This is a genomic window from Brevundimonas sp. P7753, assembly GCF_013386595.1.
GTDB classification, from domain to species: Bacteria; Pseudomonadota; Alphaproteobacteria; order Caulobacterales; family Caulobacteraceae; genus Brevundimonas; species Brevundimonas bullata.
The window spans coordinates 1-308 of sequence record NZ_JACARP010000240.1 but is presented as its reverse complement, the minus strand read 5'-3'; the positions used below and the strand labels follow the sequence as shown (position 1 = coordinate 308).

Annotated in this window: 1 protein-coding gene; it reads left to right on the top strand. The window is 62.0% G+C overall.

Annotated elements, in window-relative coordinates:
• Nucleotides 1-94 precede the first annotated feature (94 nt).
• A partial coding sequence (locus HX774_RS19370; RefSeq protein WP_178829028.1) for an RHS repeat domain-containing protein occupies nt 95-308 on the top strand: 214 nt, incomplete at its 3' end.

Here is a 308-nt window from a genome sequence, read left to right as displayed (position 1 = left end):
ACCCGCTGGGCCAAGCACCTCCCCAAGAAACTGCCAGTTCCCCTTGACCTGTCCGCGCTTATGGCGAACCTTGTTCGCTTAGGGGGAGCTGCGTATGGCGTCGAGGCGAATAGTGCTGACAGGGCTTGGAGCCTTGGCAGCCAGTCTGTTCTTTGCGAGGCAGGGAAAGGCGCAGACCTTCACATATGATGTCTTTGGGCGCGTCATCAGCGTCACCTCGCCCAATGGCTCGACCACGACCTACACCTACGATGACGCGGGCAATCGTACGGGGCGTAGCAACAGCTCGGCCCCTCCGCCGCCCCCTC